The sequence below is a fragment of the Bdellovibrio sp. HAGR004 genome (genome assembly GCF_055397015.1).
Genome location: NZ_AP029176.1, coordinates 1,675,760 through 1,699,082, shown reverse-complemented (window position 1 = coordinate 1,699,082; position 23,323 = coordinate 1,675,760). Strand labels below are relative to the sequence as shown.

Here is a 23,323-nt window from a genome sequence, read left to right as displayed (position 1 = left end):
TTATCTCATTCGCAAAGCATCGGACGGCTGCACTTCTGCAGCCGTTCTTGCAGGAATATAAGATCCCCACCATGCAATCAGGGCACTGACGATCAAAACACCAAAGACCAGCCAGAAATCCACCAACGCGGGAATCGACGAGTCATAATAAATATCTGAAGGCAAAAACTTGATGGGATTGTATTGGATATACAGACTGATACCTGTTCCCAACACTGTACCGGTGACAACGCCAATCGAAGCCAGGAAAAAGCCGATTTGTGTAAAGGTCATCACCGTCTGACGTGCAGAGAATCCTATCGCACGCAAAATCGCAATATCGCGCTTTTTCTGCGACAACAACAAGGCCAGGACGCTCATGATGGAACTTGCCGCGATCATTCCCGCCAGCCCCAGGAAGATACCGATGGTCAGTTTTTCCAGTTTCAAAGCATACAACAAGGCCGAATTGCGATCCATCCAGGTCTCAACACTGACGCCCTCAAACTTCGCCAGATCATCGCGAACAGACAGGACATCTTTTTCATTCGCAAGCCAGACTTCAATACCGCTCTTGCGCATACCTTCGGTGGTCAGCGCATTCAAAGCCTCACCACGTTGATAATAAATATACTGACTGTCCAAGTCCGGCAGACTGGTGGTCACAATTCGTTTGATACGAACGCGCTCAAACTTGGGGGTTTCCCCTGGAGGCAACAGCAATCCCGAAGGTGACACCACCGTCAGGAAATCCCCCTCAAAAACACCCAATGACTGCGCCAGATCCACCCCGACGACAACCTCACCTTTGCCAGGAACATCCTCGGGATCCCAGAAATAAGCCGGAGAACTACGGTCCTCATTTTTGCGATCTACCTTTTGCAGCTGTTCAATAAAGTGTTCAAGACTTTCGCGGGTCACCCCACGGGCGATTCCACCCCTGAACTGTCCATCCTGGCTGCGAATGATGACGTCCATAGACTCATAGACGTAGGCTCGATTCGCAGGATTTTCCTTCAAACGCTGAAACACCGGATGACTTTCAAGACCCTGTGAAGTCCCCACCCCGGCGACCTGAATATAGAGATGAGGCTCCAGCCCCAGAATGCGCTGGCGAATGCTGCCGTTCATACCATTCATGACAAACAGAACAACCAAAAACGCGGTCACGCTGATACAAATGCCCACCATGGAAAGCCAGGCAATTCGGCGCACCAGCGCCCCGGCTCTTTTGGAAAAAATAAAATGACGGAATAAGTGCCCAACCAGCATCCTAGAATCATAAGGCGGTCAGGAAGCTGCGCACAAGCTCGTTAGTGAGTTTTTCCGTTGGTTTTAAACATGGCGGCAAGCTTTTCGCCGACATAATTATTCACAATGCGCTCATAGACCCCGGAATCACGCATCTTCTTGAGTTCGCGATCAAAGTCATTGCGCATTTTTTGATCACGAAATACCACATAGGACTTATTCGGCTCTTCAAAGATTGGAAAGACCTCAATATCTTCCAACACCCCCACCTGGGGAACCATGGTTTTTCTGAACCAGGCAAAGATCGAACGATCCATGATCAACACATCAATCTTCTCGTTCCAAAAGGCTTTATACTGCTCGTCCTGCTTGGCAAACTCCACATACATATTTGGCAAAATGCCCGATGCCCGTGGAGAAAAATGCCGCGAAAAATCTTTCCCCAAATCCTTCCATGCGTTGACCCAAGCCCCCACACGGAGCCCCTGCAGATCCTTCACTGACTTGACTGGAAGTTTTCTGGCTTTAAAACTCATCGCCACATTGTTATAGATCACAAACGCCTGGGAATAATAACGAGATCCATCACTACCTAAGGGAACACCGACAACAACATCGAAGCTGTTTCCGTGTTTCGCCTCCGCCTCGATGCGATAAGGGGAAATGGACTGAGGCTTCATTTGATAGCCCATGCGGCTTAAGACCTCCCGAGCCAGATCGACTTCGATTCCTCGCAACTGCTCGTTTTCTAAAAACGCATAGGGCGGTCGGGCTTTGCCAAAAGCCACTGCCAGCGTTTTTTCACTTTTGGCCCATACAGAAGAGCCCACACACAAAACTGCGATCATTTGAGCCAATAAACGCATCGTTTGCATGATTCACCATTCCCCTGCTCTGACGAGCACAGGTCTTATCGTGCAAACTTCTTTATTGCTGAAGAGTAATTAAATTAATTTGATAATTCATATTTGCGCCCCAGATCGGGACGCATGGCTATTTCTGACTCGCTGGAACGCGAGCATCTTCTTCTTCCCTAACTTCCTTCACACTACTGCGCATGAAGAAACTTTTTTGCATGGCTTTCAAAACCACCACTGTCTCATTTAAGGCCTGCACCAAACGCACACTGGCACCTGGCAATTCACCCTCAACCTCTTTCACGGCTGGTCCCAGGGCACGCGTCATGACTGCCAGGTTCTGGGTCATCACCGCAAGGTCTTTGGCCATGGCAGGATTAGCTTCGTTCAACTCCGGCAAAATTTTATTGATCTCCCGAGTCGTCACAGCAAGATTACCCACCAGCTTTTGCACCCCATCATCGTGAGTTGCCTGCTTGGAAAGCTTAATTACTTCCATGGACATCGTATTAAGATTCTTCACCAATGGATCCATACGGTCGATCACACGAACCAGGCTCTCGGCACGGCTCTTGTCGGCAAACGCATCCACCAGAACCTGCACGCTTTCCAGGATACCACCCAACTTGCTCAAGTAAGAATTCAGATGTTTTCCGCTCATCAACGTCATCAGATCCACTGTCTCCATGGACTTAATGGCACTCTGATCAGGGATCACGTCGTACTCTTCCCCGCCAACGGTCAACTCCAAAACTCTCTCTCCGATGATGAAGGGACGGATCAACTGCACCGTGCTGTTTTCACGCACACGATTTTGGAATTTTCCCAGAACATAGAAGCTCACACGAATGCGGTTGTCACTTTCAAGCTCGACAGTTTCAACCTCACCGGCACGAAGACCGGCCATCTGCACCAGCGTTCCTTGGTGGATTCCGTCGGCATTTTCAAAAGTCGTCGTATAGCGCACCTTGGGTTCAAACCACCCCTGCTTGATCGCGGCACTCACCCCTGTCAGGATCACCCCGCAGATGGCCAGCATCACGAACAGACCTGCCACTCTTTCAAACTTGTTGAATTTTACTTTCATAGATGAACAACTCTTTTCTCCGGATCCACCGCCTGGAAGTACAATTGTCCTTCATCCAGATGAATGATCTGATAGTTGAAAAGATTCATGAACTTTTCATCGTAAGAACTGATGAAGACATGCTTCAGCAGGCCCTCCTTGCGCAAACGATGAACATGATCGGCAAAAATATAAACACTGTCCTGCCCCAGCCCGACACTGGGATCATCCAGCAACAACATTTCCGGTTGCATGACCACGGCCCGCATCAGGCATGTCAGTTTACGAATACGCCCCGGCACGTGCGCCGGTCTTTCGTGGGCAAATTTTTCGATTCCGAATTCCTTGATCATCGCTTCCACACGAGCTTTAGATTCTTCCGGCGTCAAAATCTTATGATACAACAGGGGGAGCATCAGATTATCATACAGGGTGCGGTTGTTAATCAGACCACCATAGTCAAAGGAGTAGCCAATCTTCAGACGGTATGGCAGGAATTCTTCAAAAGACATGTCCACCACATTTTCACCGTTGATCAGATACTTCCCGGATTGTGGGATCTGCAAGCCTGCAAGAATCTGCAGCAGCGAACTTTTACCAGCCCCCTCTTCGGCCTTCACCCACAAAATTTCATTCATGGGAAAATCGAATTCCACATTCTGGACGATAGGTTCCTGTCCTTCATGAGTAAAAGACACGCCTTCAAATTTAAGACTTTCGATTTTCATCAGACCACCCCTAAACTGCGAAGTTGATTTAGATAAAACAATGCTGTGACCATAAGATTAAAGACGACCACAAAGATGATACTGTTCACCACCGCCTGAGTCGTCACCTGCGGAACCTCATGGGGACTGCGCTTCACGGACAAGCCCTGATAGCAGCACACCACAAAGATAATCATTCCGCTGAATCCATTTTTTAGAAGGAAAATAAGCACGTCTTCCTTGGCAAAAGCACGCATCAAAGAATCCGTGTAAAAGGCCATAGGCAGATCCTGAATAAAGCGCGTCACCAGGAAACCGCCGATCAAGGCGATGAAATTAAAATAAAAAGCCAGCCCCAGAACGCTGATCACTCCACCCAAAACCCGCGGGAAAACAATGAAACTCAGCGGGTTGATGCCCATACTCTCCAAGGCTTCGATTTCGCGATTGGCGCGCATGTTCCCGACTTCCGAGGCCACAGCTGTTCCTGAACGCGCAATCACCACCAGCGCCACCAACAGGGGCCCTGCCTCACGCACGATCATCACGATCAGGAAATTCCCGATCATCTGGGTCCCACCCAGCATGGAAAGATTGGAAACGGATTGCAAAAGAATGATGGATCCTGTTCCCAGCGCCAGGACTGAAACCAGCGGTAATGCCTGCCAGCCAGTGAAATAAATCTGCGCGGAAATGACCCCCACGATCTGCCGGAAGCCTTGAGCGCGGTCCATGATTGTGGCGCGAAGAGAAAGATAGACCATCAGGAGAACACGCGCCGTGTACTCCAGATTCTTTGTTACAGATCTTCCTAGCGAGTCAATATGCGCCAGTAAAGAAGTCATGATCCACCCTCGATTTCCTAGGGACTTTATCGGATCAAAACAGGAAAAGGATATTAAGTCGAAGGTCTGGTTTTAGTAGGCCCAGAGAGAGTAAAAGAAGGATTTCAGGGCCTCAAACCCCGACTCCCAGACAGAAGACTCAAGACGTCCCCCGATAATGGCGTGTTTTTCGATGTATATGTTCTCCGGAAAGGTCGCCCGGAAAGTCTGATAAGAACGATACATGTGCAGGCGTGAGGTCACCAGAAGAATATCCCGGCACTTCAAAGCCTCGACGATGGGAAGACTTTGTTGAGCATTTCCATAGGTGGTCTCTGACCGACGGTCCAGAACCACATCATTTTCACTCAAACTTCCATAAAAGGGCCACACCGGCATGATCTCGCGCAAACGCGCATTGGAATACACACCCGAGATGACCAGCTTCTTGACGTTCTGATTAGCCAGAAGATCAAACCCCTCCCGCACCCTGCCTGCACCGCCAGTCAATACGACGGCACAGTCTGCGGTGGGGGTCTTGGTCCATGACTGAATTTTCTCACCCTGCACTTTGTGATACTCATCCACAAAGCGATAGAGCACCACTGCACTTAGCAGCAGCAGTGCCCAGAAAGAGCGGGATTTCAACAAGGACTTAGCGATGCGCAATGACTTCAATCTCCACGTTCACGCCCTTAGGCAAAGCTGCCACAGCAACAGTGGAACGCGCTGGTGGAGCTTCTGTGAAAGCTTTGGCATAAGTCTCGTTCACAACCGCAAAGTCCGCCATATTGGTCAGGAAAATTGTGCTTTTCACGATATTGCTGTACTTCATTCCAGCTGCAGCCAATACCGCCTCGATATTTTTTAGAACCATTTCAGTTTGGGTTTTGATATCGCCGGTGAACACTTCACCCGTCTTTGGATCAATCGAGATTTGACCGGAACAGAACAAAAAATCACCCATCTGAACAGCCTGAGAATAAGGACCCACGGCCTTCGGTGCATTGTCTGTGTGAATTACTTTTTTCATGAATCTCTCCTTAAGAGTTTATTAGAAATAGAAAATGATTCCCGCGCTGAATGGACTGTCAGCGATAGTTCTGAAGCGTACGTTGTCCATTGAAACAACACCCACACCCCCTTCGAAGGTGAAGGCCAACGAATCCAAACCTGTAAAGAAGAACTCGCCGCCAAACAAGGCATTAAGTTCAAAGCCGGACTGTTTATCCCCGTTGGTTTCCTCATTCAACACACCAACAGAACCACCCATATAGAAGTTCATGTTATCTTCTTTGAAGACCACACGGCGAATACCCGCGTTGAAGGCAAATTTTGAGTAGTCCTTCTGCGTGTCAACACCAAGACCTCCCGCCAAAGCCATGTCCGGCGCGAAGTAATAAGTTGCCGCCAGCTGCGGCAGGTTCAAAGCCGAATGAGTTTTCACACCCACCCCCAAACGGTTGGTCAACTCTTTCGCCTGACCTTGAACGGTGAATCCTACTGTCATCAAGCACAAAGCCAACGCCATTTTTTTAAGCACTTTTCTCTCCTCTGTTTTGGGATATTTAGCCTTTTTATTAAAGGCAAAACTGGGAACCGGGGCAAAGGATTTTACTTCTTACAACGGGTGTCAATTCCTTGTGTCCTTGCGACTTTCGTGGGAAACGGAGCACATGAAACTCATTTTCTGCATTCTTATATCTTTCTTGGTTCTTTCTGAGGCTCATGCCGTCGTCTATGGCGATCATTGGGTGGCTTTAAGTCCGGAAGAAAAGGAAATGCTCGAAATCGCCATCGAAGAAGCCGCTCTTCCCAGCTACTGTCCCCGCCTTGGTGAATTTGCCGCCAAATCCCGCTGGGAACGCCCGGCTCTCGAGGCGGAGGCCGACTTGATTCTGGTTGATAAAAAACGTCGATTGATTCATCTCATGCAACAGGAACAGATTCTGGCCACTTATTCTACGGCTCTTGGCGGCAGCCCCGTGGGCCACAAAAAGAAAGAAGGCGACGAAAAGACGCCCGAAGGTCGCTATATCTTCGAAGTGAAAAATCTAAAAAGTGAGTATCATTTAAGCCTGGGCATCAACTATCCCAACCGTAAAGACAAGGCCGACGCTTTAAAGAATGGGATCAAAGATCCTGGTGACAGCATCATGATCCACGGCCTTCCCAATAGTTGGATTAAACGCAAACTGATCCGCCACCCCCGCGATTGGACGAAGGGGTGCATGGCCGTCACCAATTCTGAGATTGAAGAAATCTTTGCCCGCATGCCCTTGGGCGGAATGATTGAAATCTGTCCATGAATAACGCCCGTCAGATGAGTGAATCCGCAATCGCCGCCAAAAAGTCAGAGGAAAAAGCATCCGTCTTTTGACTCTCCCGCTCCCAGACTTTTTCTTTCAGAAAGCGGAACCCCACACCGGTCTCTTGCATAGTCGTTAAAACAGCCTGATCAATTTTTTCGGCAAACATCACTATCTGCGCTTCCACCGGCACTTTGTCAGCAGGGACCTGGTTTGGGAACCCCTTGCCATCAAAGCGCTCATGTGTGCAGACCATCGCGGCCTTGATTGCCTCGCTGATCGGCACTCCTTTGCCAAGACATCGATTCAAAGAAAGCACTGGGTGATATCCAAAGGATTGTGGCAACTCGGAGCTATCCCCCTGCTTGCCGCCGTCTCCCAAGAGGTACCGACGCACAAGACTTTCCTCGACATCAAGCAGCCCGACATCCGTCAATAGACCCGACATCAGGGCCACCCGCGGATTCCCCTGTCCACTGCGCTTGGAAATAAGTGCGGCATACGCCGCAATCCACGGCGCCCGCCACAAACGATAGAAGTCACCACTCAGGGACTCCCGGAACAGATCCCAAAGATCCTCCTGACCTTCGAAGGTTTTCAGCAGCTCCTCCCCAGCGGACTGCAGCGATTCATAAGCGGCAACAAAAGACTCCTGGGACGAGGATTTAAAATCAAAAAGCAAAATTTCATTCAGTTGCAAAGAGGCCTGATAAAGCGCCAAAAACTGAGCCCGGGCCCGCATTCTCATGCCTTTACCAGAAGTGTCATAGTAGCTTGCAATGTATTGAGAATACCGCTCACTGTCCTTCTGCAGGATGAAAACCCCGTCTGCAGCAGAGACTCTCTGATAACGGTCATCAGATAAGACAGAATTTGAATGAGTCACAGCCACATAGCGCTGATTCAAGGGCTGCCGGATGAATACCGGAAAACTCAGGGTTGTCATCGGGAATAGATCACTGATTTTTATATCGAAATACTGAGCCCGACAACGTTGTAGACACAGGTATTCGAACTTCATCGTTTGAAAATATTCCGCCTGCGACAGCGGTGTTATGCGGGTGTTCGCCGTGCCCTCCAGATTTTCCCGTGATAAGGACGGCGCCATCACCGTCACCAAACGAGAGCGCGGGAACGCATGCAAAACCTGATCAACCCGGACTGCAAAATCCTGCAAAGATTCCTGATCCTCCTGACTCAGAAGAATCAACTGCGCACGCATCAGGTCCAGCGTGGCCCCTTTGCTAAGGTCTGAAAAATCCATGTGCTGAAATGTCAGGAAGTAGCGCGACACAATGTGCTTGGCGCGATTCAGAATCCTTTCATTTCCAGAAAGAATCAGAAGCTCCAGCTTTTGTCTGAACATAGGAGGTGGCATTTTAGTGTCTAACATCGCGTCTTTAAAAGCTTAATGAGTAATCTTCCACCTGCCAACAAAACTTTTACGGGTTGACAATTTCACCCCTCCAACGAATCCTATCTGGACCATATCGAGAAAGGATCATTCATGAAGCACCTTATCGCAGGACTTGCCACCGTTCTTTTGTCCTTAAATGCCTCGGCCGCCCTTCTGACTTCCGAAGGCAGTGGTGAGAAAATCGAAAAAGTCACTCTTTCCAGTTCAGCAACGGCTCAGGTTGAAAACGAAGCCGTAAAATTAACTTCCGTCGGGGCCGGACTTCGCGCGAAGAAAGTTGTTTTCGTCAATGTGAAGGTGTACGTCGGTCAGTTGTTCGTGAGCACCCCGGAGAGTTTCAAAAAGACTGACTCAGAAGCCCTGACATCCCTGAAAGATCAAAAGGCTGTAGCCATCCAGCTTCACTTCTTGCGCGATGTGGATGCGGACAATGTGCAAAAATCCTTCAAGGAAGCCTTGAAGGCCAACAACGTCAGCCTTGACGATGCCGCAGTAAAACAATTCCTGGACTCTGTCTCCAAAGGTGGCGAGGCGAAAGACGGCAAAGCACTGACAATCTTGGGTGCAAAACTGAAAGACGGTTCTGAATCTGTGTTCTACGAAACTACTTCAGGAAATGTTTCTGAAATCAAAGGACCTGCTGGTTTCATCGAAAAGGTCTTTGCGATCTGGTTGGGGAAACCATCCGACGATGGCGTTGCGAGCTTGAAAAAATCCATCCTGAAAAAGTAGTCACACCGGGGGCAGGTTTCGGCCTGCCCCTGCAGAATAAAGTACCCCGAATGACTTGGCCCCTCTGTCGCCATTCAATCTGAAGCTCCCTCCTGGACAATAGAAATTGTATTTTGAAATAGAGGGCCTAAACAGGTGCTCTTACCCCTGATGAATGTGAAAATAAGAAGAATTGGAGCGGAACATGAAAGTCTTCCTTTTTGCGGCCTCCCTGCGCAAGGGATCCTACAATAAAAAACTGATTCGAATCGCCGCCGAACATCTTCGCACATTACCCTTCTGCGAGGTGGACTTGTGCGAATTTAACGACTTCCCCATGCCGATGTACGATGGCGACCTTGAGTCCTCCCAGGGAATTCCCGAGGGCGTGCAAAAACTGGCGCAGAAAATCCAATCAGCCGACGCCATTGTCATCTCCAGCCCGGAATACAATGGTAGCATTCCCGGAACGCTTAAAAATGCGTTGGACTGGGTTTCCCGTATCAAACCACTTCCGATCGCCAAAAAGCAGATCCTGCTGATTGGGGCCTCGCCAGGGTCTTTAGGGGGCATTCGCGGGAACATCCACGCAAGAACCCCCTTCCACATCCTTGGAACTTACCTGTACCCAGAATACTTTGGCTTGGCGAAGGCGGATTCCGCGTATGATGAGAAAGATCAACTCATTGATGCAAAACAAGATGAGCGCTTAAAAAACTTACTTCTGGATTTCATTCACTATGCTGCGCGCAAGGAAACCCCATTTGAAGCCTTAAGTGAATTTGTTGAAGAAAGACTGCAAAAGCCAAAATGAAGGCAGCACCTTCATTTTCGAGCAAATAATTTTTAGGGCACAACTCCCGAAAAGAACCGCAAGATGTGGCGTAGCACTCGATGCGACACGAGGTGTTCCAAAAAAGAAAAGGAGAGGATCAACCTCTCCTTTGAACAACAGCCAGCAATAGTTTTAAATATTTTGAAATTCTCAGCCCGCATTGCGAGGTGGGTCGACGTGAACCGTCGGCACGACCGCTGCGGGTATGGCCTTCATACTCGGAGCTTCCACTTTTGCAACCTGCTCTTCTGCTTTTTTGCCATCACCCAGATTCAGCATAACAACTCCCAAAATAATCAGGGAGGTCGCCAATACTTTCTGAAGCGGAAGAGGCTCGTTGAAAATAACCAAGCCCAGGAACGCCATTAGCGCCGTTCCCACGCCTGCCCAGATGGCATAGACGTTACTTACTGGAAGATACTTTAAGGCTACAGTGAGGCTTATAAAGCAGATTCCATGACATGCTACTGTGAGCACGGATGGGAGCACCTTTGTAAACCCCTCTGAGTACTTCATCGTGATCGTTCCAAAAACCTCAAAGATAATTGCTGCTGCAAGATACACGTATGCCATAAGACACCCTGTCGCATCTCGACCCTTTCTTTTGTCTATTCAATTTTTGTTTCCCCGTGCTCGGGTGAATCCCCGAGAGATCTTTTTTTGAACCAGTCGACAAAAAAGACTTAAAAAGCGAACAGGAAAAGATTCCTGTATTTGATATAACTAGAATACCACAGCTCTTTAAAAAAAGCTCTCATGACTCGACCTCAATGAGATTAAACAGTCTTTTCGACAACTTAGACATGAGACACAGCGAATATTTTTAGCCCATATTTTGTTTGATTACACATATTTATGTTTATTTGTTTTCCCATTTTGAAACAAAAATGGGCCTACAAAAGCCCAACTCAACGTCTCCGATTGAAGTGAAAATAAAAGAAAAGGCGCTGGCAGAGTCATCAGCGGTGTCAGTCATCATCCCAGCCGGTACTATTCAGCAATCCATTTTTGCGTCTGATTGAGGCGATAAAGCTCAAATAGGTAGATTATTAAGCACGCAGCAGAGTCCTCAATGTGGGGGCCTTGAGGAATTCACCATATCGATAGGGCAGATTCTGAAATCGAGTTGAGTTTCAGGCAAAAAAAAACCCGGCTTACTTTCGTAAGTCGGGTTCGAGTAAAAAAGAGCTGGCATCGTGCTACTCTCCCACATGGTCGCCCATGCAATACCATCGCCGCAAGAGGACTTAACTTCTGAGTTCGGAATGGGATCAGGTGTGGCCCCTCTGCTATAAACACCAGCAAAGCGTTTATTAAGTCAAAGTGGTTAGCTTCTTACACTAACCTTTCTGTTCTTTGCAACTTGCTTCCAACACAAATGGAGAAGTTACTTCTTTTAGTTACAATCGAATGATTGATTTAATTGATTTTTAGCGATTAACGGTTAGTCCCATCAATCACTCTCTTACTTATTCAGAGAGCTAGTCTCTCGTTCCTTTAAAAGGAAGTCTTTGAGACGAAATCTTCGTCAAGCCGAAGCCTGAGAAGAAAAAATTTAAAAAAGCCTCACGACCTATTAGTACTGATCAGCTCAATGTGTTACCACACTTACACCTTCAGCCTATCAACCTCGTAGTCTCCAAGGAGTCTTTAGGGGGCCGAAGCCCCAGTGAGATCTAATCTTGTAGTTTGCTTCCCGCTTAGATGCTTTCAGCGGTTATCAATTCCGAACATAGCTACTCTGCATTGCCGCTGGCGCGACAACAGAAACACCAGAGGTTCGTCCATCCCGGTCCTCTCGTACTAAGGACAGGTCTACTCAAATCTCATACGCCCACAGAAGATAAGGACCAAACTGTCTCACGACGTTCTGAACCCAGCTCGCGTACCACTTTAATTAGCGAACAGCTAAACCCTTGGGACCTGCTCCAGCCCCAGGATGTGATGAGCCGACATCGAGGTGCCAAACTCCATCGTCGATATGGACTCTTGGATGGAATAAGCCTGTTATCCCCGGAGTACCTTTTATCCGTTGAGCGATGGCCCTTCCACGCGGGACCACCGGATCACTTTGGCCTGCTTTCGCACCTGCTCGACTTGTAGGTCTCGCAGTCAAGCCCCCTTATGCCAATGCACTCGACGCCTGGTTTCCAATCAGGCTGAGGGGACCATCGCGCGCCTCCGTTACTTTTTGGGAGGCGACCGCCCCAGTCAAACTGCCCACCAGACAGTGTCCCTCTGCTCGTAAAGAGCAGCAGGTTAGATTTCAAAGGTGCCAAGGGTGGTATTTCAAGGTTGACTCCACAATGGCTAGCGCCACTGCTTCAAAGTCTCCCACCTATCCTACACATGCCAACTCTAAAATCACTGCCAAGCTACAGTAAAGGTTCACGGGGTCTTTCCGTCTTTCTGCGGGTACTCGGCATTTTCACCGAGAATTCAATTTCGCGAGGCATTTGGTCGAGACACCGGAGAAGTCGTTACGCCATTCGTGCAGGTCGGAACTTACCCGACAAGGAATTTCGCTACCTTAGGACCGTTATAGTTACGGCCGCCGTTTACTGGGGCTTCGATTCTCTGCTTCGCTTGCGCTAACAAATCCTCTTAACCTTCCAGCACCGGGCAGGCGTCAGTATGTATACTTCGTCTTGAGACTTTGCACATACCTGTGTTTTTGATAAACAGTCGCTACTCCCATTTCTCTGCGACCCGAAAAAGCTTGGGGAGTAAATCCTTACACTCTCGCGGGCACACCTTTTCCCGAAGTTACGGTGTTAAGTTGCCGAGTTCCTTGACCAAAATTCACCCCATCGCCTTAGGATATTCACCCCACTCACCTGAGTCGGTTTACGGTACGAGCTAATAAAACTAAACTTACGAAACTTTTCTTGGATGCATGGCTTTTCACACTTCCGGGACAAGTCCCTCGCATTCACACCTCAGAGTTACGACCAGCGGATTTGCCTACTGATCCTCCTACATGCTTACACCTCAATCCAATAAGAGGCTGTGATATCCTACACCGTCATTCCTTAAGCGCGATTTATTAGGTAACGGAATATTAACCGTTTTGCCATCGACTACGCCATTTGGCCTCGTCTTAGGGCTCGACTAACCCTGGGAAGATTATCTTTACCCAGGAATCCTTGAGTTTTCGGCGCCCGGGTTTTTCACCCGAGTTCAACGCTACTTATGTCAGCATGATCACTTCTAGTTCGTCCAACTGTCCTACCGGTCAATCTTCATCCTACACTAGAACGCTCCCCTACCACTAAAATATAAAATATCTTAATCCAAAGCTTCGGTAACACGCTTAGCCCCGTTGTATCTTCCGCGCAGAGTCACTAGACTAGTGAGCTATTACGCTTTCTTTAAAGGATTGCTGCTTCTAAGCCAACCTCCTAGTTGTCAAAGTAACTCCACAACGTTCTCCACTGAGCGTGCATTTAGGGACCTTAGCTGTTGGTCTGGGCTCTTTCCCTCTCGACTCATGACCTTATCACCCTGAGTCTGCCTGCCAGGGAACATATCTATGGCATTCGGAGTTTATTTGGGTTTGGTAATCCGGTAAAGACCCCTAGCCCATTCAGTGCTCTACCTCCATGATATTTTTTACCTGACGCTATACCTAAATATATTTCGGGGAGAACCAGCTATCACCCAGTTTGATTGGCCTTTCACCCCTAATCACAGATCATCAAAAGAGTTTTCAACCTCAACTTGTTCGGTCCTCCACGAGGTGTTACCCTCGCTTCAACCTGTCCATGATTAGATCACCGGGTTTCGGGTCTATGCCTGCATACTAAATCGCCCTATTCAGACTCGCTTTCGCTACGGCTCCACCTGCAACGGCTTAACCTCGCATGCAAACATAACTCGCTGACTCATTATGCAAAAGGTACGCTATCGCCCACTTAAGGGGCTCTAACTGCTTGTAGACTTACGGTTTCAGGTTCTATTTCACTCCCCTCTCGGGGTTCTTTTCACCTTTCCCTCACGGTACTTGTTCACTATCGGTCACTAAGGAATATTTAGCCTTATGAGGTGGTCCTCACAGATTCCCACAGGATTTCACGTGTCCTGTGGTACTCGGGATGCCGCTAGGGCCTTCGAAGTTTTCGAGTACGGGGCTATCACCCTATCTTGCCAGACTTTCCAGACTGTTACTCTAACTTCTCCGGTCCCACATCGCGGTCCCACGACCCCTCCTTCAAATTAATGAAGAAGGTTTAGGCTGTTCCCCGTTCGCTCGCCACTACTGGGGGAATCTCGGAATTGATTTCTCTTCCTGAGGGTACTGAGATGTTTCACTTCCCCTCGTTCGCTTCAAACAACTATGTATTCATTGAGTGATACCATAAATGGTGGGTTTCCCCATTCGGAAATCTCCGGATCAAAGTGTGTGTGCCACTCCCCGAAGCTTATCGCAGCTTACCACGTCCTTCATCGCTTCTTAGTGCCAAAGGCATCCACCGTAAGCCCTTTGTAGCTTAAAAAAATGGAACTAACCTCGCTAAAAATCAACTAAATCAATCTATTCAATTGTCAAAGAACAAAAACTTGTTCACGTAAAACTCTAACTTACACCGCATTCAACCGTCAGTAGAACTTGGTGGGCCTGGGAAGACTCGAACTTCCGACCCCACGCTTATCAAGCGTGTGCTCTAACCAACTGAGCTACAGGCCCGTTAGGCTTCACTCTCTCAAAACTAAACAGCTAGATAGATTTTTGGGACTCACTTACTCGGGAAGAGTAAGTTGACCTAAGATTGGGTCATTTTAACTTATCAAGAACAAGTCTTGATGAAGATTGACCGGATAATCCTTAGAAAGGAGGTGATCCAGCCGCAGGTTCCCCTACGGCTACCTTGTTACGACTTCACCCCAATCATCGACCATACCTTGGGCGCCTGCCTCCTTGCGGTTAGCGCAGCGACTTCTGGTACAGCCGACTTTCATGGTGTGACGGGCGGTGTGTACAAGGCCCGGGAACGTATTCACCGCGGCATTCTGATCCGCGATTACTAGCGATTCCAACTTCATGATCTCGAGTTGCAGAGATCAATCTGAACTTAGATAGCTTTTAAGCGATTTGCTCTACCTCGCGGCTTAGCTTCGCTCTGTGACTACCATTGTAGCACGTGTGTAGCCCTAGGCATAAGGGCCATGAGGACTTGACGTCATCCCCACCTTCCTCCGGTTTAACACCGGCAGTCCATCTAGAGTGCCCAACTGAATGCTGGCAACTAAATGCAGGGGTTGCGCTCGTTGCGGGACTTAACCCAACATCTCACGACACGAGCTGACGACAGCCATGCAGCACCTGTGTACCGACCCTTGCGGGCGACGACATTTCTGCCAATCTTCCAGTACATGTCAAGCCTAGGTAAGGTTCTTCGCGTTGCATCGAATTAAACCACATGCTCCACCGCTTGTGCGGGCCCCCGTCAATTTCTTTGAGTTTTAATCTTGCGACCGTACTCCCCAGGCGGGATACTTAACGCGTTAGCTTCGTCACTGAAGGGGTCAATACCTCCAACAACAAGTATCCATCGTTTACGGCGTGGACTACCAGGGTATCTAATCCTGTTTGATCCCCACGCTTTCGGATCTCAGTGTCAGTGTTCGGCCAGTTACCCGCCTTCGCCTCCGGTATTCCTGTTGATATCTACGTATTTCACCACTACACCAACAATTCTAGTAACCTCTCCGACACTCAAGCTTCGCAGTATCAAATGCACTTCTGGGGTTGAGCCCCAGGCTTTCACACCTGACTTACAAAGCCACCTACATCCGCTTTACGCCCAATGATTCCGAACAACGCTAGGATCCCTCGTCTTACCGCGGCTGCTGGCACGAAGTTAGCCGATCCTTTCTTACAGGGTACATTCATTGTGTTATTCCCCTGCGACAGAGCTTTACGACCCGAAGGCCTTCATCACTCACGCGGCGTCGCTGCATCAGAGTTTCCTCCATTGTGCAATATTCCCTACTGCTGCCTCCCGTAGGAGTCTGGACCGTGTCTCAGTTCCAGTGTGACTGATCATCCTCTCAGACCAGTTAAAGATCGTCGCCTTGGTGAGCCATTACCTCACCAACTAGCTAATCTTACGCGGACTCATCTTAGAGCGAAAAACCTTTGACCCCTTGAGCCGCAGCTCTTGTGGTCTTATGCGGTATTAGCTAATCTTTCGACTAGTTATCCCCCACTCTAAGGCAGATTATCCACGCGTTACTCACCCGTGCGCCACTAGGTATTGCTACCCCGTTCGACTTGCATGTATTAGGCACGCCGCCAGCGTTTGTTCTGAGCCAGAATCAAACTCTCCAGTTTAAATTCTGTTAGAAGCAAACAGCTAGCTTTTACGCTATTGTTTGTTCGAATATTTTTTGAAATTGTGAATACTAATTACTCAGTATTCAAAGAGCCCAAAAATCTATTTTATCTAGCTATTCAGTTTTCAAAGAGCGAATTTCTTACTCGTCGTTAATGTTTTGTAGCGACGAGGTGAGTGTTTTATCGAAGACCGAAGTCCTTGTCAACACCCTTTCAAACATTTTTTCGAAAATTTTCAAAAAGAACTTTTTCGAAAAAATATTTAAATCTCAAACCACCCAAACAAGCAAATCAGTTAATTGAATACAAATCAATTAATCGAGCGGCTGTATGTGTTTGCTTTCAAACAGAAGCGGCGATGAGGTCTCGATTTATAGGCCTATTCGGACCATCTTGCAAGAATTATTTGTGCAAATAATAACAGCAAAACGCACTATTTTTGCCCACTTACCGTGCAAAACAGCGTTTTTGCTCAAAAAAACAGCAAAATCACCCACCCCAAAAGTATATTTCATATTTAGATTTTAAAGAGCCTTCCTCATTTCTATATAAAAACCACCCGTTCGAAGCCCTTTTTCGTGCTTTTACCAGCATCTTCTCCATTTCCCCCACCCTTTCCCCGCCTGCCGAAAACTCAAGGGATCTATGACTACCCCCCCTCCCACCCCTTCTCACTGGAGAATCAGGCCATTGCTCATGCAGCAGCAACCATAAGTTTGAACTCTGCTTCAAGGAAAGAAATTATGCACATCGTGAGTTATCAAAGCACGATCAAGTTCGTGCAAGACGATTGATACCCTTTCAAATAAGACGCTTGTCAGAATACAACTCAGAATAAACTTCCCCTCATGGAAACTATTCAAAGAAGGTCAAAGTTTAGCGCCAAGAAAACAGACTGAAAATAGTCTAACCTGCCAGATCCTCTGAGGGCCGCAGCGGTGTTGCATCTGAAGTCGTTCGGCAACAAGAACTACAGCTCTTTTTCGTTTTGTCTTTATGCCCGCTCCAATTTTGGTTATCCCCACGTCACAAAACCTTTTGGAGGAAATATGCGTATTCTATTGTATCTTGCTCTTATTATGACTGCGGCTATCAGCCAGGCCCAAACCGTTAAACTGGATGCTCCTGAGCTTTTGAAATATCGTTGTGAAAAACAGGCAAATCGTTCTGAGCTTTTGGTTCCGAACGTACAACTGGTCATTAAAAAAGCCATCACGACTCAAGTTATCTTGCGTCTGGTGGAAGCGGACTGCATCAATGGAAAGATCGTTCCTGCGGCATCTAACACATTCTATAAGCCAAGCCTGAGGGACCTAAATGGTGAAAACGCCATCACCGCACAACCTAGAATGGTGCGCATTGATTCCTATACTTACCAAGGGACTTTGGAATTCTACAACGATCAGCTTTATTTCAGGGAGCGCCAGTTCCTTTTGAATGTTCCCGTGGATGACGGCTCTTACACCGTGATTGTGATCATGACGGAAGAGGGAAAAGCGCAAGTTTATCCGAACTAAGTCTTTTCACCTAAAGATCACTCGGCCTACGGGTGATCTTTAGAATAACGGAAAGGCCCGGCGAATCAGATGGCCTTTTTCATCCAGCTCAACAGCTCCTTGAACGGCCTGTCTTTCTTCGCCGTAGTGCCAGACATCCAGCAAAGTTCCCTCTCGCAGACTGCCGTCGGGCCAGAATGAAATACCGCCAGAGGTATTGGCCACCCGCACGCTTTGCCCCTGCAAATTGATTTGCATAGAGCCTTTGACAGGCATGGACTCAACAGTTCCATCTTCATAGAATGAAATCCGGGAAAGAGAGGCCGACGTCCCCTCGCCCTGCAAGGTGACTTCCTGGCCGAATACACTCACAGAAACAGGCTCTAAAGAATCAATAGAGAAATGAGCGAGGCTTCCGTTTTCATAAAAACCGATCCAACGGTTTTTCAGACTGACAGATTGCCAGAATCCTCCCACCCCCAGAGCGCCTCTTAAAGTGCCGTTATCGTGATAAGTGGCCTGCCTTAAATTCACGGCCCAACCGTAGTAGTCCGTCACGCCAAAGCCTACTTGCTTTACCAGTTTCAGAAGCTGCAGGCTGTTGTAGGTCGAAATTTCCGATGAGCTTAGGATCTGATTGAAATAGCGCACCCGCGGAGAAGAAGACTGCCCATTTTCGATTCCCTCGCGATAAATCAACTCGTGCAAAACCAAACCGGCCTTATCCTGTTCGGACAGACGATTCCACAAACGCAGATCCACCAGATAGCGCTTATCCCCCGGCATAATCAAATCTTCCGGGCGCTGAATGGCGATCTGGCGGATTTCACATTCTACCGGAATAATCACGGCGCCGGAATCACGGATCGGCAGGAACTTTCCTTCAGAGAACCACTGCGTTTCTTCCGCAAAGCTCGCAAACCATTGCATATACTGAGCGGCACGCGTGGGGTTCACGGCCTTAAGACGATCCAGGGCAAAAAGCACCTTTTCCTGATAAGTGGCTCCCGGTCCCAAGTTCACAGAAATCTGTCGTTGTTGCTGGCCTTCGTAATAGTCCAAAAGCTGAACCTTTTCAGAGGAGGCACATTCCAGAACATTTCCACCATTACCGACCCAATCACCACCGGCAAAAGTCAGAGAAGAAAAAAGAATAAGGCTTAAGACAGACAACATGCCAGACTCCTATTCGTGCTTGTTTAAGATGGGGAAGCACTGCAAAGCCACGCGATAAAGATCCCCACCCTGAGATTGCTCATCAAGCTCAAAGACTTCATCACGGAATTTCAGAACTAATTTTTTTAACTTCTTAAAACGCTTTTCATCCAAAGCCACCGTCACAAAGGAATAATCCCGCTCTTCAACAGGAATCAACGGCAGTCTTTCTTTGGCCATATCCAATGTATTCAAATGCGCCTTTTGCAAAGACTTGGAGGAAATATCATGCGAAGAGTACAGACTTTGATGCTGGCGTTTCCAAGCGCCTTCTTTCGGACGCTCGATCACATCCAGTTCTTCCAGATTCTGAAGACAAACCTCCACACGTGCCTTCGCGATCCCGGTCTTCTGCGCAATCCAAGTGGCGGAGCTTTCAAAATCGGGCAAGCGGAAAACGGCCAAAATGACAAAGTACTCCCGCTCGTCAAAAAGAATCGCGTATTTGCTTGCATCCAGTTTATAGGCCGAGGTCGCAGGTGGCTTATTAACGCCCAGACTTAAAAGAAACTCTTCCTGTTCATCGGGAGCCAGTTCCAGCTTCAACATCACGCTGGCAGCATCCTGCAAAGGAACCATGCGCTTGCCCTTCATAATGGCCGAAAGCGTCCCCGGATTCATTGATAAAAACTTGGCAAAGGACCTAAGGGAATACCGTCTATTCTTGGCTCTTTTGACCTCGAACAGCTCATGGAGCTTTTTGGCAAAATACGGAAGTTCCTGAATTTCTGTCATAAATAGAAGCGAAGGATTATAGACCCACCGAGGCATGATCAAGCAAATTATGTTTTTATTCGGCCTTGAGTGTTGCGCCTTAGATATTTTGCAACATCACGCCTCTGAATATTGCAGGGCTATAATTTAATTCGCATAACAAAGAAGTTCTCGGGATTTTTTTGATGGACTATCCCCGCCTCTCCCGAGAACATAATACCCCTAGGAGAAAGCAAGATGGCATTTTTCAAAAAAATTCTAATTCTATTTTCTACTTTAGCAACTGTGGGTTGCGTCACGACCTCTCCCAATGAAGAGTCCACCTTTGGCTTTCTGGGGAACAACAAGGAAATTTCATTGGGTGCTCAAACTGTTCTGGGGCACGCCATCGGTATAGCCAATCTTCAAAGTGTCCAAACTTCTTTAGGACCCGCTTATGTTTTTCAAGAGGGTCAAGCTGGCAATCTTGTCCGGGGGGTCTGCTATCGAGGGGCCGACAAAACTCTTCTGGCGTTTGAATCCGGCGAGGCTGGCGGTCCCGAAGGAATCGTCACCGCCATCCGCTTGATCCGGGCTGGAACTCCGTACAAATACAGCCGTCACTGCTCCCCTTCCAAAGAGGTTCTGCGCTCAACGGCTTTTGCGGATAAAACCAGCTTGATGATGAGTCGTGATCGTCTGGAGAAGAAACTGGGGTCTCCGGACAAGTCGGCCAAGGATCTTCTTTCCTACAAGTACGTCAGCACTCGCAAATACGGAACTCAGAAAGAAGACACGGTTTCATTTGTAAATATCAAGCTGACCAAGCAAGTGCCCCGGGAAATCAGCGTTTCCCGAGCCATCGAAATTTACTAGAACAATTTGGATTCAATAGAAAGATACAGGAAGACACCGCGCTCGTGCTCCACCGCCGAAGGGCCTAGCCCCAATAGCGCGCCGATGCCCGGCACCACTTCTGTATCTTCTGTTACTTGGAAAGCAGAACGAATACCAGAGACGATATAGTAAGTTGTCTCGGAACCCTTTTGATCCTGACCGGTCACAACTTCGTTGTTATTCACAACAAACTCGCAAAGCAAATTGGTTTTGGGAGTCACATTGTAAACCACGCTCGTGCCGAAGTTATAACCAAAGATCGAAGCGGTCTGCCCCAGATCGTTCTTGGCATCCGGAGTGAAAGTAAATCCCGCATTCCAGTGATTTGTCCAACGGTCATTGATGTTAATAGAGACGGACTGGTTGAATTGGACACCGACCACGCCGTTACCAAAGCCTTTTTTATAGTCCCCTGTCGGCGCGATCAAAGACAGTCTGGGAGCTATGGCAATTAAATCCGTGTTCAAAAGTTGATAGCGATAGTTCAACAGCACATCACCAATCTGAGTTTGATCATCTCCGGCAGCATCATGAGTTTTCATCACCGGAATCACATATGAAAACTGATGCGTTTGACCGCCCATCGGGATTTCGTTGGTGAATGAATAGCCCCACTCATGCACGGGGTCCATGTACTGATACGTCTGAATAAACTGCACAACTCCCGGATCTTGATTGTAGGCCTCTTCAATCAGGAAGGAGTTATCTTTCACGGCTTCCTCTGCAAAACTGGAAGCTCCAATCAACAACAAACCGGCTGCAAGCATGACTGACTTCATTCAATTTACCTCTTTCACAAGAAAACTCTGACAGGCAATCAGCTTGGGTTCAACTGAATTTTACCAAACCTGTTTTCGCGCGCGCTCGGAAAGGAAGTCGATGAACAGCCGCACCTGTGGAGCAATTACTTTACGGTTCGTGAATACAATATGAAGTCCCAGCTCCGGCAGGCTCCAGTCCGGCAACACCTGAATCAGCGCCTTCTTCTTTAGTTCTTCCTGCACCAGATGACGAGGCAGCATGGTGATCCCCAGCCCTTCCTTTGCGGCCTCTAAAAGAACCAAAGTTTCATTTGAGCTAAAAGGACTGTTGAATGTCAGCTCTTCCTGACGATCGTCTTTACGCATGATCAGGCGGGTGCTTTTAAAGTGATCATGAGCCACTAAGATGTGCTTACGCAGTTCTTCAATTTTTTTTGGAGTTCCGTTTTTCTTGAGATACTCTGGAGCCGCCACCAGACAGGAATGACAGATTCCCAGTTGTTTGGAAACAATGCCCGGATCCAGATTGTTGGTGATGCGAATTGCAAAATCCACTTTGGATTCAATCAGGTTCACCTGGCGATCTGTCACCACCAGATCAATAGACACCTGCGGATACTTTTCCAGAAACGGCGCAAAGAGTTCTTTGTATTGAGCTGTGGCGAACGACACGCTGGACGCAACCCGAATGGCACCGCTGGGTTTACTGGCGGTCGATCGAGAACGGACCTCGATATCGAAGGCAATGTCCTGGATCTGCTGGCACTTCGCAAGATAGGCTTCTCCACTGGGAGTCAGGGCCACATTGCGGGTGGATCTTTGCAAAAGTCCGATGCCGACCCAATCCTCCAGCACACTGATATAGCGGCTGACCATCGGGCGCGACATATTGAGATTGTCCGCAGCCTTGGTGAAGCTTCCGGTCTTGGCGACCTCTATAAACACATTTATTGCCGTTAATCTGTCCATTGTTTCATTATATGAAACATACTATTGCTATTAAAGCTATTTATCAGATCGAAATAAGAAACTATACTGATAGCGATTTAAAACACTAGAAAAGGAGTTTTTATGATTCTCGTTACAGGTGCCACTGGCCAATTGGGTCAACTCGTCATTCAGTCCTTACTTAAAAAAGTCCCGGCAAATCAGATCGTGGCTGCGGTTCGCAACCCTGCCAAAGCTGAAAATCTAAAATCATTGGGCATTCAAATTCGCAAAGCCGACTACAATGATGCGTCCTCTTGGCCGACGGCTTTTGAAGGCATCACCAAGCTGCTTCTTATTTCGGGCAGCGAAGTCGGGACTCGCGTACAGCAACATAAAAACGTGATCGATGCAGCGAAAAAATATGGCAAGCTGGAACTGCTGGCCTATACCAGTATTCTACATGCTGACACGTCCTCTTTGATTCTGGCGCAGGAACATAAGGAAACTGAAAAGCTTATCAAAGACAGCCGCATTCGTTATTCCCTGCTTCGTAACGGCTGGTACACCGAGAACTATGTCGGAACTGTAAAATCTGCCGTCGAGCATGGTGCTGTGTTTGGCTCTACCAAGGAAGGACGTATTTCCTCAGCCTCTCGCGAAGACTATGCCGAAGCCGCAGCACAAGTGCTGACGATGAAAGATCCTCAACCTGTTTATGAACTGGCCGGGGATACAAGTTATTCACTGAGTGAGCTTGCTACAGAGATCTCTAAAAAATCCGGCAAAGAAGTGAAATATAACGATCTGCCAGAGAATGATTACAAAGCTGTTTTGGTGAAAGTCGGATTGCCTGAGGGCTTTGCGGGCGTTCTGGCGCAATCCGATGCTGCCGCCGCTCAAGGGGGCCTTTTCGATGAGTCTCATCAGCTCAGCCAACTTATCGGAAGAAAAACCACGCCGATGGTCACGACTTTGGCGGCATTTCTTAAATAGCCTTCAACACCTAATGGCAAGAGGGGAATTTCCTCCCCTCTTGGG

General features: G+C 48.1%; 20 protein-coding genes, 1 tRNA gene and 3 rRNA genes. 6 read left to right on the top strand and 18 right to left on the bottom strand.

Annotation, left to right across the window (positions count from 1 at the left end; genetic code table 11):
- From ACZ5ZV_RS08595 to ACZ5ZV_RS08560, 8 genes are all read right to left on the bottom strand, one after another.
- The gene (locus ACZ5ZV_RS08595; RefSeq protein WP_464120985.1) at window positions 1-1,251 is read right to left on the bottom strand and encodes an FtsX-like permease family protein; all 1,251 of its coding nucleotides are present in this window, start codon (window positions 1,249-1,251) and stop codon (window positions 1-3) included.
- 41 nt (window positions 1,252-1,292) lie between these two features.
- Window positions 1,293-2,105, bottom strand: coding sequence for a substrate-binding periplasmic protein (locus ACZ5ZV_RS08590; protein WP_464120984.1), 813 nt, complete (start codon window positions 2,103-2,105; stop codon window positions 1,293-1,295).
- Between the two features lie 118 nt (window positions 2,106-2,223).
- Complete coding sequence (locus ACZ5ZV_RS08585) at window positions 2,224-3,174, bottom strand: MlaD family protein (RefSeq protein ID WP_464120983.1); 951 nt, start codon at window positions 3,172-3,174, stop codon at window positions 2,224-2,226.
- Window positions 3,171-3,881: a cell division ATP-binding protein FtsE gene (locus ACZ5ZV_RS08580; RefSeq protein ID WP_464120982.1), complete on the bottom strand. Its 711-nt coding sequence runs from the start codon at window positions 3,879-3,881 to the stop codon at window positions 3,171-3,173. Before ACZ5ZV_RS08580 ends, ACZ5ZV_RS08585 begins: the two co-directional genes overlap by 4 nt.
- Window positions 3,881-4,705 (bottom strand): MlaE family ABC transporter permease, encoded by an 825-nt coding sequence (locus ACZ5ZV_RS08575; RefSeq protein WP_464120981.1) that lies wholly within the window; start codon window positions 4,703-4,705, stop codon window positions 3,881-3,883. Before ACZ5ZV_RS08575 ends, ACZ5ZV_RS08580 begins: the two co-directional genes overlap by 1 nt.
- A gap of 72 nt (window positions 4,706-4,777) precedes the next feature.
- Window positions 4,778-5,362, bottom strand: a complete 585-nt coding sequence (locus ACZ5ZV_RS08570) for a YdcF family protein (RefSeq protein WP_464120980.1) — start codon at window positions 5,360-5,362, stop codon at window positions 4,778-4,780.
- Complete coding sequence (locus ACZ5ZV_RS08565) at window positions 5,340-5,717, bottom strand: RidA family protein (RefSeq protein ID WP_464120978.1); 378 nt, start codon at window positions 5,715-5,717, stop codon at window positions 5,340-5,342. Before ACZ5ZV_RS08565 ends, ACZ5ZV_RS08570 begins: the two co-directional genes overlap by 23 nt.
- A 21-nt stretch (window positions 5,718-5,738) precedes the next feature.
- A complete protein-coding gene (locus ACZ5ZV_RS08560; protein ID WP_374001767.1) occupies window positions 5,739-6,227 on the bottom strand; it encodes an organic solvent tolerance protein in 489 nt (162 codons plus the stop codon).
- A gap of 133 nt (window positions 6,228-6,360) precedes the next feature.
- Here ACZ5ZV_RS08560 and ACZ5ZV_RS08555 point away from each other — a divergent pair, with 133 nt between their 5' ends.
- Window positions 6,361-6,993 carry a L,D-transpeptidase family protein gene (locus ACZ5ZV_RS08555; RefSeq protein WP_464120977.1) on the top strand — a complete coding sequence of 211 codons (633 nt, stop codon included), beginning with the start codon at window positions 6,361-6,363 and terminating at the stop codon, window positions 6,991-6,993.
- A gap of 10 nt (window positions 6,994-7,003) precedes the next feature.
- Here ACZ5ZV_RS08555 and ACZ5ZV_RS08550 read toward each other — a convergent pair whose 3' ends face one another.
- Entirely contained in the window at window positions 7,004-8,386 is a 1,383-nt protein-coding gene (locus ACZ5ZV_RS08550) for an HD domain-containing phosphohydrolase (RefSeq protein WP_464120976.1), read from the bottom strand.
- Window positions 8,387-8,500: 114 nt separating this feature from the next.
- Here ACZ5ZV_RS08550 and ACZ5ZV_RS08545 point away from each other — a divergent pair, with 114 nt between their 5' ends.
- Window positions 8,501-9,142: a chalcone isomerase family protein gene (locus ACZ5ZV_RS08545; RefSeq protein ID WP_464120975.1), complete on the top strand. Its 642-nt coding sequence runs from the start codon at window positions 8,501-8,503 to the stop codon at window positions 9,140-9,142.
- Window positions 9,143-9,326: 184 nt separating this feature from the next.
- On the top strand, window positions 9,327-9,935 hold the full coding sequence (locus tag ACZ5ZV_RS08540) for an NADPH-dependent FMN reductase (RefSeq protein ID WP_464120974.1): 609 nt from the start codon (window positions 9,327-9,329) through the stop codon (window positions 9,933-9,935).
- A gap of 171 nt (window positions 9,936-10,106) precedes the next feature.
- Here ACZ5ZV_RS08540 and ACZ5ZV_RS08535 read toward each other — a convergent pair whose 3' ends face one another.
- The 5 genes from ACZ5ZV_RS08535 to ACZ5ZV_RS08515 form a co-directional block, all read right to left on the bottom strand.
- The gene (locus ACZ5ZV_RS08535; RefSeq protein ID WP_464120973.1) at window positions 10,107-10,529 is read right to left on the bottom strand and encodes a DMT family transporter; all 423 of its coding nucleotides are present in this window, start codon (window positions 10,527-10,529) and stop codon (window positions 10,107-10,109) included.
- A 613-nt stretch (window positions 10,530-11,142) separates the two neighbouring features.
- A 5S ribosomal RNA gene (gene rrf / locus ACZ5ZV_RS08530) occupies window positions 11,143-11,259 on the bottom strand.
- A gap of 252 nt (window positions 11,260-11,511) precedes the next feature.
- Window positions 11,512-14,452: ribosomal RNA gene (locus ACZ5ZV_RS08525) — 23S ribosomal RNA — on the bottom strand.
- Window positions 14,453-14,566: 114 nt separating this feature from the next.
- Window positions 14,567-14,643, bottom strand: a tRNA-Ile gene (locus tag ACZ5ZV_RS08520).
- 142 nt (window positions 14,644-14,785) lie between these two features.
- Window positions 14,786-16,290: ribosomal RNA gene (locus ACZ5ZV_RS08515) — 16S ribosomal RNA — on the bottom strand.
- Together the 16S, 23S and 5S rRNA genes with 1 tRNA gene alongside form the textbook arrangement of a ribosomal RNA operon.
- A gap of 1,052 nt (window positions 16,291-17,342) precedes the next feature.
- On the opposite strand from ACZ5ZV_RS08515, the gene ACZ5ZV_RS08510 reads away from it, so the two are divergent.
- Window positions 17,343-17,810 carry a hypothetical protein gene (locus ACZ5ZV_RS08510; protein WP_464120972.1) on the top strand — a complete coding sequence of 156 codons (468 nt, stop codon included), beginning with the start codon at window positions 17,343-17,345 and terminating at the stop codon, window positions 17,808-17,810.
- Window positions 17,811-17,849: 39 nt separating this feature from the next.
- Here the strand turns inward: ACZ5ZV_RS08510 and ACZ5ZV_RS08505 are convergent, their stop codons facing one another.
- Entirely contained in the window at window positions 17,850-18,965 is a 1,116-nt protein-coding gene (locus ACZ5ZV_RS08505; protein ID WP_464120971.1) for a hypothetical protein, read from the bottom strand.
- A 9-nt stretch (window positions 18,966-18,974) separates the two neighbouring features.
- Window positions 18,975-19,739 carry a DUF4423 domain-containing protein gene (locus ACZ5ZV_RS08500; RefSeq protein WP_464120970.1) on the bottom strand — a complete coding sequence of 255 codons (765 nt, stop codon included), beginning with the start codon at window positions 19,737-19,739 and terminating at the stop codon, window positions 18,975-18,977.
- A gap of 216 nt (window positions 19,740-19,955) precedes the next feature.
- Between ACZ5ZV_RS08500 and ACZ5ZV_RS08495 the strand changes: the two genes are divergently transcribed.
- Complete coding sequence (locus tag ACZ5ZV_RS08495) at window positions 19,956-20,573, top strand: hypothetical protein (protein ID WP_374001760.1); 618 nt, start codon at window positions 19,956-19,958, stop codon at window positions 20,571-20,573.
- Here ACZ5ZV_RS08495 and ACZ5ZV_RS08490 read toward each other — a convergent pair.
- Together ACZ5ZV_RS08490 and ACZ5ZV_RS08485 are read right to left on the bottom strand one after the other, a co-directional pair.
- Window positions 20,570-21,373 (bottom strand): transporter, encoded by an 804-nt coding sequence (locus ACZ5ZV_RS08490; protein WP_464120969.1) that lies wholly within the window; start codon window positions 21,371-21,373, stop codon window positions 20,570-20,572. The two genes, ACZ5ZV_RS08495 and ACZ5ZV_RS08490, sit on opposite strands and share 4 nt — an antisense overlap.
- A 60-nt stretch (window positions 21,374-21,433) precedes the next feature.
- Window positions 21,434-22,324: a LysR family transcriptional regulator gene (locus tag ACZ5ZV_RS08485; RefSeq protein ID WP_374001758.1), complete on the bottom strand. Its 891-nt coding sequence runs from the start codon at window positions 22,322-22,324 to the stop codon at window positions 21,434-21,436.
- A gap of 102 nt (window positions 22,325-22,426) precedes the next feature.
- On the opposite strand from ACZ5ZV_RS08485, the gene ACZ5ZV_RS08480 reads away from it, so the two are divergent.
- Window positions 22,427-23,278 carry an SDR family oxidoreductase gene (locus ACZ5ZV_RS08480; RefSeq protein WP_464120967.1) on the top strand — a complete coding sequence of 284 codons (852 nt, stop codon included), beginning with the start codon at window positions 22,427-22,429 and terminating at the stop codon, window positions 23,276-23,278.
- The last annotated feature ends 45 nt before the right edge of the window (window positions 23,279-23,323 follow it).